The organism is Streptomyces sp. NPDC002265 (assembly GCF_040296125.1).
Lineage (GTDB): Bacteria > Actinomycetota > Actinomycetes > Streptomycetales > Streptomycetaceae > Streptomyces.
The window spans coordinates 1-14,578 of sequence record NZ_JBEOWS010000255.1; the positions used below are offsets into that span (position 1 = coordinate 1).

Here is a 14,578-nt window from a genome sequence, read left to right on the forward strand (position 1 = left end):
GCCGGTGCTCGTGCATGCCCAGCCGACCGAGCATGTGCTGCAACTTGTGCCGCAGCCGCTCCAGTCCGGCGATGTTGTTGCCCTCGTCGAGGGTGCGCCGGCAGGGCCGGCCGCGGCAGCCGTCCGGCCACGACGCGGCGGGCGAAGGCACCGGCCCGCTCCCCCGGCGCGACGCGTGAACCCGGCCCCGTCCCCGGCCGGGGGAAGTGGAAGAAGAACCTGTTGACGGCCGTGCCCCGGCAACGGTCCGCCGGGAACGACCCCACCCGGTCGGCAGAGCCGTCCACGGGGTTCCCGATCCTGGGACACACCTGTGACATCGGCGCCGGGCCGCCTTCGTGGACCGGCGGACGCTGTCACCGACCAGCGGTCGAATACCGGACGTATCGGCCGAAAAGCCGCCATGGACCGGAGTCCTGTTCTGATTCACCACCCCTGGGTCATCACACGGCACGATCCGCATTCCTATGATGGGCCCACGGCACCGCGGACCGCTGCGACCAGGCAGTCCGAAACGGTGCAGATGCGGCGCGATGGTGGAGGGGTCTGATGACTCAGGGGGCCGGTCAGGGACCCGAGGTGGAGCGGACGGCGACGTTGCGCGACTTCCGGGTGCCCGCGTACGTGCACGAGACCGGTCCGTACGCCCACGACATCCACCCCGGCGAGGCCGTCGCACCCATGGAGGAGCCGGTGGAGCATCCGGACGGGTACACGCCCACCCAGCGCGACCTGCCGGTGATCAACCGGGGTGACACCCTTCAGGTCGCCGTCGAACCGGCGTCCGCCACCGTTCCGCAGCCCGCCGTCGGGCCCGGCCCGCTGTACGTCGTCGGTGATGTGCACGGCTATCTCGACGAGCTGGTCGCCGCTCTCCAGGCCCAGGGCCTGATCGACGCGGCCGGCCAGTGGTGCGCGGGCACCACACGGCTGTGGTTCCTCGGTGACTTCACCGACCGCGGCCCGGACGGCATCGGCGTGATCGACCTCGTGATGCGGCTGTCCGCGGAGGCCGCCGCGGCCGGCGGCTACTGCAAGGCCCTCATGGGCAACCACGAACTGCTGCTGCTCGGCGCCAAGCGGTTCAACGACACCCCCGTCAACTCCGGCGCGGGCACGGCCACCTTCCAGGCGGCCTGGCTGCTCAACGGCGGCCAGAAGACCGACATGGACCGCCTCCAGGACCACCACCTCCAGTGGATGGCCCGCCTCGACGCCATCGAGGAGGTCGACGGCCATCTCCTCGTCCACTCCGACACCACCGCCTACCTCGACTACGGCGACTCGATCGAGGCGGTCAACGACACCATCCGCGAGGCCCTGACCCGCAACGACGCGGACGAGGTCTGGGACCTGTTCCGCAAGTTCACCAAGCGCTTCTCGTTCCGCGACGAGGGGGGCGCGGACGCCGTCCGCTCCCTGCTCGACATGTACGGCGGCTCCCGCATCGTCCACGGTCACAGCCCGATCCCCTATCTGCTGGGCGAGGTCGGCTCCGAGGACGACGAGGACGGCAACCGCCCCGTGGTCGACGGACCTCACGTCTACGCCGACGGCCTAGCGATCGCGATGGACGGCGGTGTGACCATGGCCGGAAAACTGCTGGTCCAACAACTTCCGCTGCCCACCTGAGCGTTCACGGGACTCGCCTCCGGCAGACGGCGCCCCTACAGGACAGCACCCAATTCTGGAAACACCCTGTCACCCCGAGCCGTAGCCGCTCTACTATCGGCTTATCCGTAGCAGGCTCCCCTCCGTTTCTGCCCGACGGCTCGTCGCCATGCGAGCCTCAAGCCCTACGGAGCATCGGGGGATGCACATGAACAGCGTTCCGCAGCACCTGCTGAGCGAGGACCGCCAGGAGTACGAGCGGGTCCTCGGTGAGGCGCTGCGCTCCGCACCACACCGCCCGGAACTGGCCGCTGTCGGACAGCGGCTCAACCCCGAACAACTGCGCACCATGGCGCTCAACGCCACCGCGCTCATCACGGCCGCCGCGGCGACCGAATACCAGCACTACGTGAAGGTCCGCGAGGAACTGCGCCAGCCGGCGCCGTCCACCCCGTCGTCACCCATGTCCGCATCCGGCTCCGTGGAGCCGGGGGCAGGTGCGATGGGGCTCGCCACCACCATGGGGGAGGTCGCGGAGACCGCAGGCGCAGGCGCCGTCGCGGTCGTCGCGGTCCTCGCCCCCGTCCTCGCCGGAACCGCCGCGGCGATCTTCCTGCTCGTGGGCTACATACTCAAAATGCTGGACCCCGAGCCGACGATCGCCCAGACCATGATCACCGCCGGATGGGTGTTCGGTGCCATGACGGCGGCCGCGATCCTCGTGGCCACCGTCGGGCTGCTGCTCACCGCACTGCGCAACCGGCCCTCACTCGAAGCGGAGTCGCAGGCCGCACTGCACGAGGAAGTGACCCGGGCCAGGGAGGCCTGGTGCGAGGCCCTCCTGGAGCGGGGCATCCTGCCGTTCCTGCGAGAGGCACTCGCCGAACCCGGCACGGCGGTCGCGGGACACCGCACCGCCCCGTCGGCACCGACCGGCCGCATGCCCCGCCTCGGCTACGACCGTCCGGGCTTCACCAGCCCCGACGACGGCCCCGCCGCGGCTACGCGCCCGAGCTACACGAGCCCGGACTTCACCAGCCCGGACTTCGGCGGCCCGGAGCACCAGCCGGAATAGCCCCTCGGCTTGCGCCCTCGCAGGGAAGGCGCAGGCCGAGCATCCGGCCGAGCCACCGACACCGGCACCGACACCGGCAGCGGGTCGGAGCACGGACGGCGCGTTCGGAGCACGGACGTCGTGTTCGGACCTCAGTCCGCGATCGGCAGGTACACCCGGTTGCCGCTCGCCGCGAACTCCTTCGATTTCTGGAGCATCCCCTCGGCGATCTCCGCGGACGACGCCCCCTCGGCCGCCGCCCCGCCGAACCGCTCCGTGATGCTCTGGCTGATCTTCATCGAGCAGAACTTCGGCCCGCACATCGAGCAGAAGTGAGCCGTCTTGGCCGGTTCGGCCGGCAGTGTCTCGTCATGGAACTGCCGTGCCGTGTCCGGGTCGAGAGCGAGGTTGAACTGGTCCTCCCACCGGAACTCGAACCGGGCGTCGGAGAGCGCGTCGTCCCAGTCCTGGGCACCGGGATGACCCTTGGCGAGATCGGCCGCATGGGCGGCGATCTTGTAGGTGATGACACCGGTCTTCACGTCGTCACGGTTGGGCAGGCCCAGGTGCTCCTTGGGCGTGACGTAGCAGAGCATCGCCGTGCCCCACCAGGCGATCATCGCGGCGCCGATGCCGGAGGTGATGTGGTCGTACGCCGGCGCGACGTCCGTCGTCAGGGGGCCGAGCGTATAGAACGGAGCTTCATCGCAGATCTCCTGCTGAAGGTCGATGTTCTCCTTGATCTTGTGCATCGGGACATGGCCCGGGCCCTCGATCATCGTCTGTACGTGGAAACGCTTCGCGATCCGGTTGAGTTCCCCGAGCGTGCGCAACTCGGCGAACTGCGCCTCGTCGTTGGCGTCGGCGATCGATCCCGGCCGCAGGCCGTCACCCAGCGAGTACGTGACGTCGTAGGCGGCGAGGATCTCGCACAATTCCTCGAAGTTCTCGTACAGGAACGACTCCTTGTGGTGCGCAAGACACCAGGCCGCCATGATCGAGCCGCCGCGCGAGACGATGCCCGTCTTGCGGTTCGCCGTCAGCGGCACGTACGGCAGCCGGACGCCCGCGTGGACGGTCATGTAGTCCACGCCCTGCTCGGCCTGTTCGATGACGGTGTCCTTGTAGATCTCCCAGGTCAGCTCCTCGGCCCTGCCGTCGACCTTCTCCAGGGCCTGGTAGAGCGGCACCGTGCCGATGGGAACGGGGGAGTTGCGCAGCACCCACTCCCGGGTGGTGTGGATGTTGCGGCCGGTGGACAGGTCCATGACCGTGTCGGCGCCCCATCGGGTTGCCCAGGTCATCTTCTCCACCTCCTCCTCGATGGAGGAAGTGACGGCGGAATTGCCGATGTTGGCGTTGACCTTCACCAGGAATCGCTTGCCGATGATCATCGGCTCGATCTCCGGATGGTTGACGTTCGCGGGCAGCACCGCCCGGCCCGCCGCGATCTCTTCGCGGACCACCTCGGGTTCCACGTTCTCCCGGATGGCCACGAACTCCATCTCGGGGGTGATCTCGCCACGGCGCGCGTAGGCGAGCTGGGTGACCGCCTTGCCGTCGCGGCTGCGGCGGGGCTGGCGCGGCCGTCCGGGGAAGACCGCGTCGAGGTTGCGCAGCCCACCGCGCGGTGAGGTGTGCTTGATTCCGTCGTCCTCGAGACGGACGGGTCGGCCCGCGTACTCCTCGGTGTCTCCACGTCCGACGATCCAGTTCTCCCGCAGGGGTTGCAGACCCCTGCGGACGTCCGTCGCGTGGGACGGATCGGTGTACGGGCCCGACGTGTCGTACAGCGTGACCGCCTGCCCGTTGGTGAGGTGCACCTGGCGAACCGGCACCCGCAGGTCGGGGCGTGAGCCCTCGACATACGCCTTGTGCCAGCCGATCGACGTTCCGGCCTCCTCGGGCTGTTCGCCCTGATCGGAGGCAGGCGTGCGCGCGTCCTTGATGGTCATGAGACCTACTCCCTACGCCGGCATTACCCGGTAACAGGTTCAGCGGTCGACGCAGCGGCTTCCGTCAACAGACGTTTCGTGTGAGACATCGCTCGTTCCACGTGAAACATCGCAAAGACGAAGGTCAGCGCCCTCTCAGCCCGGTGCTCCGAGCTCCCGCGTGTGCAAAGGTGCCTCCACGCTAGCGTCATGTGTGGCGCGGTGAACAGTGGGCCTCCGCCGTTCTTGCGATGATCGGGCGGTGACCGCGACCCAAGAGCCTCCGTACCCCTTCCCGGAACCGCCGCGCAGGCCCGGTGCCGGCCACGGCAACGGAAGTGACGGCGGCGTCAATCCAGGGCGCGCCCATGACTTCAGCGAGGGGCAGCACCACGGGCAGAGCCACGGGCACGGGCAGAGCCACGGACAGGGACAGGGTCCGGAACACGGCCACGGCCACGGCCACGGCCACGGCGAGCGGAACACGGGTTCAGGCGGCGGACATGGCCATACGCACAGCCATGGGCCGGCCGCCCCCGTCTCCAAGCACCTGCGCAAGGTCATCGCGGCGGTCCTCGTGCCGTTCGCGGCCGCGGTGGTGGTCGGACTGATGGTGCTGTGGCCCGGTGGCGCCCCGGCGCACGAGCGCACCGGGGTCGGGTTCGACCGGCAGACCCAGCAGGCCACGGTCACCGAAGTGGTGAACGTCAACTGCGCCTCGGTGAACGCCTCGAGCGGCGCCTCGCCCGGTGGCGGTTCGGCCGCCGGGAGCTCGTCCGCCCGGCAGGAGTCGGACAGGACCTGCAAGAAGGCGACGATCCAGGTCGGTACCGGGTCGGACAAGGGCCGTACGTTCACCGAGATCATCCAGCCGGACCAGTCACGGCAGCTGCACAAGGGCGAGAAGGTCGTGGTCGCCTACGAGCCCTCCGCGCCGAAGGACCTCCAGTACTCGGTCACCGACGTCAACCGCCGGATCCCGGTCACGCTGCTCGCGGGCGTCTTCGCCCTCGCCGTGGTGGTCGTGGGACGGCTGCGGGGCGTGATGGCGCTGGTGGCGCTGGCCATCAGCTTCCTGATCCTGAACTTCTTCATCCTGCCCGCCATCCTCCAGGGTTCGAACCCGCTGGTCGTGGCAGTGGTGGGGTCGAGCGCCATCATGCTGATCGCCCTGTACCTGTGCCACGGACTGTCGGCCCGTACCTCCGTGGCGGTGCTCGGCACGCTGATCTCGCTGGTTCTGATCGGAGTGCTCGGCTCGCTGTTCGTCGACTGGGCCTCGCTCACCGGCAACACCGACGACAACACCGGCCTGATCCACGGCCTGTATCCGTCGATCGACCTGAGCGGTCTGCTGCTCGCCGGCATCATCATCGGCTCGCTCGGCGTCCTCGACGATGTGACGGTGACACAGACCTCGGCGGTATGGGAGCTGCACGAGGCGAATCCGTCGATGGGCTGGCGGAGCCTGTACCGCGCGGCCATACGCATCGGACGCGATCACATCGCGTCCGTCGTGAACACGCTTGTCCTCGCCTACGCGGGCGCGGCGCTGCCGCTGCTGCTGCTGTTCTCGATCGCGCAGAGCAGCATCGGAACGGTCGCCAACAGCGAGCTGGTCGCGGAGGAGATCGTGCGCACGCTGGTGGGCTCGATCGGCCTGGTCGCCTCGGTGCCGGTCACCACGGTGCTCGCGGCCCTGGTGGTCGCCGCGGACCGGCAGGGCCCGGAGACCGCCGCGGCACCGGCTCCGGCGGGCGACCAGCCGGCCGTTGCACGCGGCGGACGGGGGCGTCGGCGCAAGCGGTGACCCCGTCCGGGCTCAGCCGAACGGACGGCGGCCAGAGGCCTCAGGAGCGCCCCGGCCCGACGGCATCACCGCGCACCTCCTCGGACCCCACGGAAGCGTTCCTGCGGGCTCCCACGCCCCACAGAAGCGTTCCTGCTGACCCCCTGGGCTCCGCCCATGCACGTCCGGCGTGCCTCCGGCGCCTCGCGCCTCAGCCCGCGCTCTGCTCCTCCGCCAGGATGCGGTCCAGGGCCTCGTCGAGATGGGCGTCGAAGTCGGCGAGGGCCCCTTCCTGTCCCAGCGGCACCAGCTTGTCGGTGCGGTCGAGGAAGGCCACGAGCGGGGCCGTCGAGGAACGGAACAACGCCTGGTCGACTCCGACCTGAAGCCGGATCAGGACCTCGCCCAGCGAGTCCGGGTCGACGGGCGCGACCCTGACATCCCCCTCACCGCAGGCCCGGCCCACTCCGTCGATCAGAAGCTCCCGCCCGAAGGCCCAGGTCACCGGTGCGTCGCCGGGAAGGTGGAAGGTCAACCGCACGGCGTACGGATCACTGGACTCGTAGCGCAGCTCCACCGGAATGCGGAACGAGAGCTCCTCGGACACGAGAAAGCTCATCATGACCTCTGCCTGTACCGACTCGCGCATCGCCTACCCCGTCATATGCCGTCGAATGGCCTGGAATGAACCCCTGCATTTGATGGCATCTTGCTGAACGTGCACGGCAGATCACAAGGAGTGATTTTTCAGATGCTGATAGAGAGCCCCAATGACCCGGTAAGACGCCCGATCTCGGCCTGCAACTGCTGTACCGCGGGGAGCAGCCGGTCGGCCTGATGGGCGGGCAGCGAGATGGCCATCGCCGCGGCGGTGGTACCGAGCGTGATCGGAATGGCCGCGCACACCGCCCCCAGCGCGTACTCCTGGCGCTCGGTCACCGGCCTCAGCCGCCGCAGCCGCTCCAGCCTTCGCAGCAGCGTGCGGTTGTCGTGCACCGTGTACGGGGTGAGGGACCGCACGGGGTAGCGGTCCAGGTGGTCGCGGCGGGCCTCGTCGTCCAGCTGGGCCAGCAGGCACTGGCCGATGGCGTGCGCGTGCCCGGTCTCACGGAAGTCCGCCCACTCCTCGACCGCCGGATTGCCGGGGGTGTCGGAGACGCACAGCATCTCGATCTCGCCCCCGCGGTACACGGCGTAGTAGACGGGGGCACCGATGGCATCGCGCCACTGCGCGAGCAGGTCGGCGACCGCGCTGCGACGTTTCTGCGTCGCTCCGCTGCCACCCAGCCGCTCGGCGGCCTCCCCCAGGAAGAACAGCCCTTTGTCACGGCGCAGATAGCCCTCGTGCACGAGGGTGCGCAGCAGGTGGTAGGCCGTGGGAAGGGCGAGGCCGGTCTCGCGGGCCAATTGTTTGGCCGGGGCCCCGTGCTCGTGCGCGGCGACGCACTCCAGCAGACGCATCGCACGCTGTACCGATCCGATCAGGGTGGTCGTCGCGGAGTGCGGCTGCTCGGGGACCGAGGCGGAGGGCGGGCGCGGCACCAGGGGGATGGTGGAACACGACCGTGTGGGGGGTGAACAGGTGTCTGCCGATGCGGTGTCGACCGTGGCCAAGGGGGCACTCCCGTTGCGCGAGGGGGCGGCCCGTGCGGGAAACACGGGTGGGGATGTACGCCGCTCGCGGGGGTCTTCCCCGCGTCGAGTTCCGGACTTTATCCGTCTGCCACCGCTCGCCGACGGGCTGCCCGGAAAACTTCCCTCGCCCGAGGGAACCGGTGATTCCTGTTACCGGTCACCGGTTGCCCCTCGACCTCACCAGTCGCTGCGCGACGAGGAGCTCGACATGAACTTCCGTACGACGTAGATCAGTCCGCCGACCAGGGCGACGAAGATCAGCACCTTGAACAGCAGGCCGATCACGATGCTGACGACCGTGGCTATGAGACTGCCGAACACGAACAGCGCGATGACCGGCACCGCGATCCACTTCACCCACCACGGCAGTCCCGCGAAGATCTCCTGCATCGTCCTCGTCCTTTACTGCTCCGCCCGGCCGCCCGGGACCCGATTGTCGTCCTGTTCAGAATGCTAGGGCCGAGACGGGGTCGGATGGGGGCCCCGCATCCCTTGCCCTCCCCTGACCGTTCCCCTAGGGAACCCCGAGACCGCCGCTCAGGCTTCGGGCGGAGAGAAGACCACCAGAACCCTGAGGTCCTCGCTGATGTGATGGAACTTGTGCGCGACCCCGGCCGGCACGTACACCACGCTGCCGCGCGCCACCTGGGTCGTCTCCATGCCGACCGTGATGGAGGCGCGGCCGCTCACCACGAAGTACACCTCGTCCTGGTTGTGCGGACTCTGGCCGTCCCGATCACCGGCGTCGAGTGCGTACAGGCCGACCGACATGTTCCGTTCGCGCAGAAACTGCAGGTAGGCGCCGTCGTTGGCGGCGCGCTCCGCCTCCAGTTCATCCAGCCGGAATGCCTTCATCGCTCTTGTCCGCTCCACACCTCTGCTCGAATCCGATCTCTTCTGCCACGATCAGACACATGAAGAATTTCGTAGTCAAGACGATCGCCAACGCGGGAGCCCTGGCGATCGCCGTGCTGCTGCTCGACAAGATCACCCTGACCGGTGACAGCACGGGCAAGAAGGTCGGCACCCTGATCCTGGTCGCCCTGGTCTTCGGCCTGGTGAACTTCCTGGTGAAGCCGATCCTGAAAGTGCTCACCTTCCCGCTGTTCATCCTGACGCTCGGCCTGATCACTCTGGTCGTCAACGCGCTGATGCTGCTGCTGACCTCCTGGGTGTGCGGGAAGCTCGACCTCAGCTTCCACGTCGACGGCTTCTGGACCGCCGTCCTCGGCGGCCTGATCATCTCGATCGTCTCCTGGGCCCTCAACGTCGTGCTGCCCGACGGCAAGGACTGAGCACTCGATGACCTACCGCGTCTGCTTCGTGTGCACGGGGAACATCTGCCGCTCGCCGATGGCCGAGTCCGTCTTCCGCGCCCACGTGGCGCGGGCCGGGCTCGACGACCGGGTCGAGGTCGACAGCGCCGGCACCGGAGGCTGGCACGAGGGCGCTGGCGCGGACCCGCGCACCGTCGCCGTCCTCGAGGACGGCGGCTACGGCAGCGATCACACGGCCCGCCGGTTCCGGGCCTCCTGGTTCTCCCGCCTCGACCTCGTGATCGCTCTCGACCAGGGCCATCTCCAGGAGCTGCGCCGGCTCGCGCCGACCGAGGAGGACGCACGGAAGGTGCGGCTGCTGCGCTCCTACGACCCCGCCGCGGGGGACGACCTCGACGTTCCGGACCCTTACTACGGGGCTCTGGACGATTTCGAAGCGTGTCTTGAGATGGTGGAGGCGGCGAGCACCGGGCTGCTCGCCGCGGTACGTGAACAGGTGGAAGGACGGGCGGCATGAGCGACTCAGCCGGCAACGACGGAAACGGTACGGCGGTTCCCCCCGTCGCGGGCGACGGAACGCGCGCGGTGCGGGCGGGGCTTCCCGAGCCGGTCAAGCACGAACCGACGCTGCCGGGACCGGTGTTCGCCGCTCACTTCCATCTGCCGGGCGAACCCACCGGCCCGTACGCCTACGGACGGGACGAGAACCCGACCTGGACCCATCTGGAGCGGGCCATCGGCGAGCTGGAGGCGCCCGGCGGGGAGGGTGTGGAGACACTCGTCTTCGCCTCGGGCATGGCCGCCATCTCGTCGGTGCTCTTCTCCCAGCTGCGCGCGGGCGACGCGGTCGTCCTGCCCAGCGACGGATACCAGGCGCTGCCCCTGGTCCGGGCCCAGCTGGAGGCGTACGGCGTCGAGGTGCGCACCGCCCCCACCGGCGGCGACGCCCAGCTCGACGTCCTCGACGGCGCCAGGCTGCTGTGGATCGAGTCCCCGTCGAACCCGGGCCTCGACGTCTGCGACATCCGGCGGCTCGTCGAGGCGGCACACGCGCGTGGTGCCCTGGTGGCCGTCGACAACACCCTCGCGACGCCGCTCGGGCAGCGCCCCCTCGAACTCGGCGCCGACTTCTCCGTGGCCAGCGGGACCAAGCAGCTCACCGGGCACGGCGATGTCCTCCTGGGCTATGTCGCGGGCCGCGACGCGGAGGCCATGGCGGCCGTACGCCGCTGGCGCAAGATCGTCGGGGCGATCTCCGGGCCCATGGAGGCCTGGCTCGCACACCGCTCGATCGCCACGCTCCAGCTGCGGGTCGACCGGCAGAACGCGTCCGCCCTCACCGTCGCCCAGGCGCTGCGGCAGCGGCCCGAGGTGAGCGGACTGCGCTATCCGGGACTGCCCGACGACCCGGCACACAAGATCGCCTCGGAGCAGATGCAGCGCTTCGGATGCGTGGTCTCCTTCACCCTGCCCACACGGGCACGGGCCGACCGCTTCCTCGACGCGCTGCGGCTCGTGGACGACGCGACGAGCTTCGGCGGCGTGCGCTCCACCGCCGAACGGCGCGGACGCTGGGGCGGCGACGCGGTGCCGGAAGGCTTCATCCGTCTCTCGGTCGGCGCGGAGGACCCCGCTGACCTGGTCGCGGATCTGCTGCGCGCACTGGACGAGTCGGCGGACTGACCGGTGGGCGGACACCCCGGCGGTGTCCCGCTCCGCACGACGGACGGTCCGAGCCTCCCCCCTCGTGGCTCGGACCGTCCCCGGTTCCGCGCGCTGAGAACCGCGCGACCAAGGCTAGTTGACTGAGTGTCAGTGTCCAATCACAGTAGCGACAGAGACCTATCGACATATTTATAGTTGGGCGCGGCAGGGGGCCGGCCGGAAGGATCTGGAGCGGGGCAGCGAGAGGGGAGGACACTGCGTGGATCTCGCCTTGCTGCGTACCTTCGTGACGGTGCACCGAGCCGGTTCCTTCACTCGGGCCGCGGCTCTCCTCGGACTCTCCCAGCCGGCCGTCACCTCCCAGATCCGCACACTGGAGCGGCAGGTGGGCCGCCCTCTGTTCTTACGGCAGGCCCGCGGGGTGACCCCGACGACCATCGGCGACGAACTCGCCCACAAGGCCGCGCCTCATCTGGACGCCCTGGTGGAGATCGCCGAGACCGGCATGGACGACGACTCCTCGCTGCGCACGCTGCATCTGGCGGGGCCGCCCGAGTTCACCGCCGAACGGGCCCTGCCCGCGCTTACCGAGCTGGCCGGCCACGGCGGCCAGGGGCTCGCCCTGCGCGCCTCCTTCGGCACGGCCGAGGAGGCCCTCGAAGGGCTGGCGGCGGGACACCACGATCTGGCCATCAGCACGGCCCGTCCACGCGGCGCCCTGCTCACTGCGACTCCCCTGTGCGACGAGGAGCATGTCCTGGTGGCCGCCCCCAGCTGGGCCGAGCGGATCGAGCCCTGGAGGCGCCGCAAGGGCGCGCCGGTCCTGGAGAACCTCCCCGTCGTCGAGGTGCACGAGTCGCTGCCGTTCATGTCCCGTTACTGGGCTTCCGTCTTCGACTCCCGGCCTGCCGCCTCGGGTGCCGTCATCGTCCCCGATCTGCGCGCCGTCCTCGCGTGCGCGTGCGCGGGCGCCGGTCTCGCGGTGCTGCCGCGCTATCTGTGTGCCTCCGCCCTGGCCCGCGGTGACGTGGTCGCGCTGCATGAACCGGCGGTACCGCCGCTGCGGACCTACTTCCTCGTGGTGCGCACCGGCACCCTGGTGATGCCGCACATAGCGCGGGCCCACGAATGGCTCCAGCGGGCCGCCATCGACTGGTGCTGAGCGGGTTTCCCCGCAATGTCACGGGAAATTCGCCTCCAATGATGTTTCGCAATGTTTCACGTGGAACCAGCCGGGCCACATTTCTCCCATGACCGTCCGACCCGTGGTCAAGCGCACCGCCCGAGCCGTCCTTCTGGACGGCGACCATCTGATCCTGATCAAGCGCACCAAGCCCGGCGTGGATCCCTACTGGGTGACGCCCGGTGGCGGGGTGGAGCCCGAGGACACGACTGTCGTCGATGCCCTGCACCGCGAGGTGTACGAGGAACTCGGCGCCAAGATCACCGATGTCGTGCCCTGCTTCGTCGACACCGTCGAGCACATCGGCGCGGACGGCGGCGCGACCGGGGTGAAGGTGCAGCACTTCTTCGTGTGCCGCCTGGGGTCCATGGACCCGTCCCTGCGGCACGGCCCCGAGATCGACGAGCCCGCGGGCGAGTACGAGATCGTCAGGGTGCCGTTCACCCGGGTCGGTATCGCCTCCGTGCACCTGGTGCCCCTGTCTCTGCGGCACTACCTCGACGGGAACATCGAGGGTGTACGAGCCATGCACGCCCCCGATCTGGGCTGAAAGCCGCAACCGGCGACGAGCAAGCCGCGCCCTGCCTCCGAGACCAACGGCAGGCTCGCCCAGTGCGGGGCGGGCGTACTCGCCCAGTGCGGGGCGGGAGCATAGGACGCCTGCCGTTTGCCGGTGTTTCACGTGAAACACCCTCGTTCTCTGCGCGCCCTGCGGACCCGGCCGCGGCATGGCCAAAAGCATGTATGTCTCGCTCGAAACGGGTGGACGCCGAGGCTGCCGGTCGGACAGCCTGACCTGCGTGCGCATTCCTTCCCTCGCTGCTCTCCCCGTCCGCTGTCTGACGCTTCGCGATCTCTCCGCTTGCGCCGACCTCTCGGAGGACCGGGGGTGGCCCCGGGAGGAACACAAATGGAGCTTCCTGCTCACGGCCGGAACGGGATACGGCATCGACAATCCCGACGGCGGCCTCGTCGCCGCCTGCGCGGTCACCGAGTACGGTCCGCGGGAGCGTCCCGGCCTGGGAGCCATCGGCATGGTCCTGGTCGCCGAGCGGCACGCGCGTCAGGGGGTCGGGCGCCGGCTGATGCGCCGCATCGTGTCCACGATGGGCACCACGCCGCTGACACTGCACGCGACGCCGAACGGCCTTCCGCTGTACGAGGAACTGGGCTTCAAGGTCACCGCGCGAGCCGAGATGGTGCGCGGGAACTTCACCCCCGACGGGACGCGGCCCGGCATCGTCACCCGCGCGGCCACGGCTGCGGACCTGGCGGAGATCCTTCTGCTCGACGGGGAGGTCTTCGGCCTTGACCGCACCCACATCGTCACGCGCCTGCCTGCTTTCGCCGACCGGCTGTGCGTGGCTGTGGAGAGCGGCCGGATCATCGGCTACGCGGCCATCTGGCCCAATATGGACACCCATGTGGTGGGCCCGCTGATCGCCCGCGACACGGAGACGGCCAAAGCCCTTGTCACCGCCCTCGCCGCCCACACCGACCGTCCGCTGCGGACCGATGTCGATGTGCGGCACGAAGAACTGCTGACGTGGCTGAAGGAGCGCGGCCTGGTGTCCGTCGCCTTCAACGCGGTCATGACGTACGGCATCCCGGAGCTCCCGGGCGACTGGAGCCGACGGTTCGCTCCCGTGACGGTGGCGGCGGGCTGACCTCAGCGAGCAGGTTCCTACTCACTCACATCGGCAATTATTGCAGTCGCCGATTATCTGCAACCGCACACTATTGCATCTGTGCTCTATCCTGGATTCGGATGCCCGGGACGGAGGAAACGCCATGACAGCGACGGACCCCGCACTCACCGCCCTCGCCCAGGGCTGGTGCGCCCTATCCCTGCTCCACGGCCGGATCGAGGCCCATGTCGAGCGCGCGCTTCAGACGCGGCACGATCTGAGCGTGCGCGAGTACTCCCTGCTCGACGTGCTGAGCCGGCAGCACAACGGTTCCGGCGGACATCTGCAGATGAAGCAGGTCGCCGACGCCGTCGTGCTCAGTCAGAGCGCCACCACCCGACTGGTCACCCGCCTGGAGGACCGCGGCCTCCTCAAGCGCTATCTGTGCCCCACCGACCGCCGCGGCATCTACACCGACGTCACCGAGGGCGGCCTCGAACTGCTGGCACAGGCCCGGCCCACCAACGACGCCGCCCTGCGCGAGGCACTCGACGAGGCCTCGAAGAACGCCGAGCTCGCACCGCTGGTCCGGGCCGTGGAGGCACTCAACGCACCCGCATAGAGTGCGGCCATGGGAGATATCGATATTCGGCCCGCCACGGCAGACGACATACCGGCGATCGTCGCGATGCTCGCCGACGATCCGTTGGGCGCACAGCGCGAGTCACCTGACGACCTGACCCCCTACCGGGCGGCTCTGGAGCGCCTGTCCGCCGATCCGAACCAGCATCTGATGGTGGCG

General features: G+C 69.3%; 15 protein-coding genes and 1 pseudogene. 11 read left to right on the forward strand and 5 right to left on the reverse strand.

The features are described from left to right. Nucleotides 1-549 precede the first annotated feature (549 nt). Both ABT085_RS32935 and ABT085_RS32940 read left to right on the forward strand, forming a co-directional pair. Nucleotides 550-1,632 (forward strand): metallophosphoesterase, encoded by a 1,083-nt coding sequence (locus tag ABT085_RS32935; RefSeq protein WP_351616285.1) that lies wholly within the window; start codon nt 550-552, stop codon nt 1,630-1,632. A gap of 181 nt (nt 1,633-1,813) precedes the next feature. Continuing rightward, a complete protein-coding gene (locus ABT085_RS32940) occupies nt 1,814-2,686 on the forward strand; it encodes a hypothetical protein (RefSeq protein ID WP_351616288.1) in 873 nt (290 codons plus the stop codon). A 131-nt stretch (nt 2,687-2,817) separates the two neighbouring features. Here ABT085_RS32940 and thiC read toward each other — a convergent pair whose 3' ends face one another. Further along, nucleotides 2,818-4,620: a phosphomethylpyrimidine synthase ThiC gene (gene thiC / locus ABT085_RS32945; RefSeq protein ID WP_351616290.1), complete on the reverse strand. Its 1,803-nt coding sequence runs from the start codon at nt 4,618-4,620 to the stop codon at nt 2,818-2,820. Between the two features lie 241 nt (nt 4,621-4,861). Between thiC and ABT085_RS32950 the strand changes: the two genes are divergently transcribed. After that, on the forward strand, nt 4,862-6,409 hold the full coding sequence (locus ABT085_RS32950) for a YibE/F family protein (RefSeq protein ID WP_351616293.1): 1,548 nt from the start codon (nt 4,862-4,864) through the stop codon (nt 6,407-6,409). Between the two features lie 190 nt (nt 6,410-6,599). On the opposite strand, the gene ABT085_RS32955 is transcribed toward ABT085_RS32950, so the two are convergent. From ABT085_RS32955 to ABT085_RS32970, 4 genes are all read right to left on the reverse strand, one after another. Then, nucleotides 6,600-7,037, reverse strand: coding sequence for an SsgA family sporulation/cell division regulator (locus ABT085_RS32955; RefSeq protein WP_152888358.1), 438 nt, complete (start codon nt 7,035-7,037; stop codon nt 6,600-6,602). Nucleotides 7,038-7,135: 98 nt separating this feature from the next. After that, nucleotides 7,136-7,933: an IclR family transcriptional regulator gene (locus ABT085_RS32960; RefSeq protein ID WP_502982860.1), complete on the reverse strand. Its 798-nt coding sequence runs from the start codon at nt 7,931-7,933 to the stop codon at nt 7,136-7,138. 267 nt (nt 7,934-8,200) lie between these two features. Further along, nucleotides 8,201-8,413 carry a DUF5326 family protein gene (locus ABT085_RS32965; RefSeq protein ID WP_351616299.1) on the reverse strand — a complete coding sequence of 71 codons (213 nt, stop codon included), beginning with the start codon at nt 8,411-8,413 and terminating at the stop codon, nt 8,201-8,203. A 147-nt stretch (nt 8,414-8,560) separates the two neighbouring features. Continuing rightward, a complete protein-coding gene (locus tag ABT085_RS32970; RefSeq protein ID WP_351616301.1) occupies nt 8,561-8,878 on the reverse strand; it encodes a cupin domain-containing protein in 318 nt (105 codons plus the stop codon). Between the two features lie 59 nt (nt 8,879-8,937). Between ABT085_RS32970 and ABT085_RS32975 the strand changes: the two genes are divergently transcribed. The 8 genes and pseudogenes from ABT085_RS32975 to ABT085_RS33010 all read left to right on the forward strand — a co-directional run. Further along, complete coding sequence (locus ABT085_RS32975; RefSeq protein WP_152888352.1) at nt 8,938-9,318, forward strand: phage holin family protein; 381 nt, start codon at nt 8,938-8,940, stop codon at nt 9,316-9,318. Nucleotides 9,319-9,325: 7 nt separating this feature from the next. After that, nucleotides 9,326-9,817 carry a low molecular weight protein-tyrosine-phosphatase gene (locus tag ABT085_RS32980; protein ID WP_351616304.1) on the forward strand — a complete coding sequence of 164 codons (492 nt, stop codon included), beginning with the start codon at nt 9,326-9,328 and terminating at the stop codon, nt 9,815-9,817. Beyond that, on the forward strand, nt 9,814-10,983 hold the full coding sequence (locus tag ABT085_RS32985; RefSeq protein WP_351616306.1) for a cystathionine gamma-lyase: 1,170 nt from the start codon (nt 9,814-9,816) through the stop codon (nt 10,981-10,983). The genes ABT085_RS32980 and ABT085_RS32985 overlap by 4 nt, the downstream gene beginning before the upstream one ends. 241 nt (nt 10,984-11,224) lie before the next feature. After that, nucleotides 11,225-12,127, forward strand: coding sequence for a LysR family transcriptional regulator (locus tag ABT085_RS32990; protein ID WP_351616308.1), 903 nt, complete (start codon nt 11,225-11,227; stop codon nt 12,125-12,127). Between the two features lie 88 nt (nt 12,128-12,215). Further along, nucleotides 12,216-12,698, forward strand: coding sequence for an NUDIX domain-containing protein (locus tag ABT085_RS32995; RefSeq protein ID WP_351616310.1), 483 nt, complete (start codon nt 12,216-12,218; stop codon nt 12,696-12,698). Between the two features lie 250 nt (nt 12,699-12,948). Beyond that, complete coding sequence (locus ABT085_RS33000; RefSeq protein WP_351616313.1) at nt 12,949-13,815, forward strand: GNAT family N-acetyltransferase; 867 nt, start codon at nt 12,949-12,951, stop codon at nt 13,813-13,815. Nucleotides 13,816-13,939: 124 nt separating this feature from the next. Continuing rightward, complete coding sequence (locus ABT085_RS33005; RefSeq protein ID WP_351616314.1) at nt 13,940-14,398, forward strand: MarR family winged helix-turn-helix transcriptional regulator; 459 nt, start codon at nt 13,940-13,942, stop codon at nt 14,396-14,398. 9 nt (nt 14,399-14,407) lie between these two features. Beyond that, nucleotides 14,408-14,578: pseudogene (locus ABT085_RS33010) on the forward strand (GNAT family N-acetyltransferase); the annotation flags it as partial.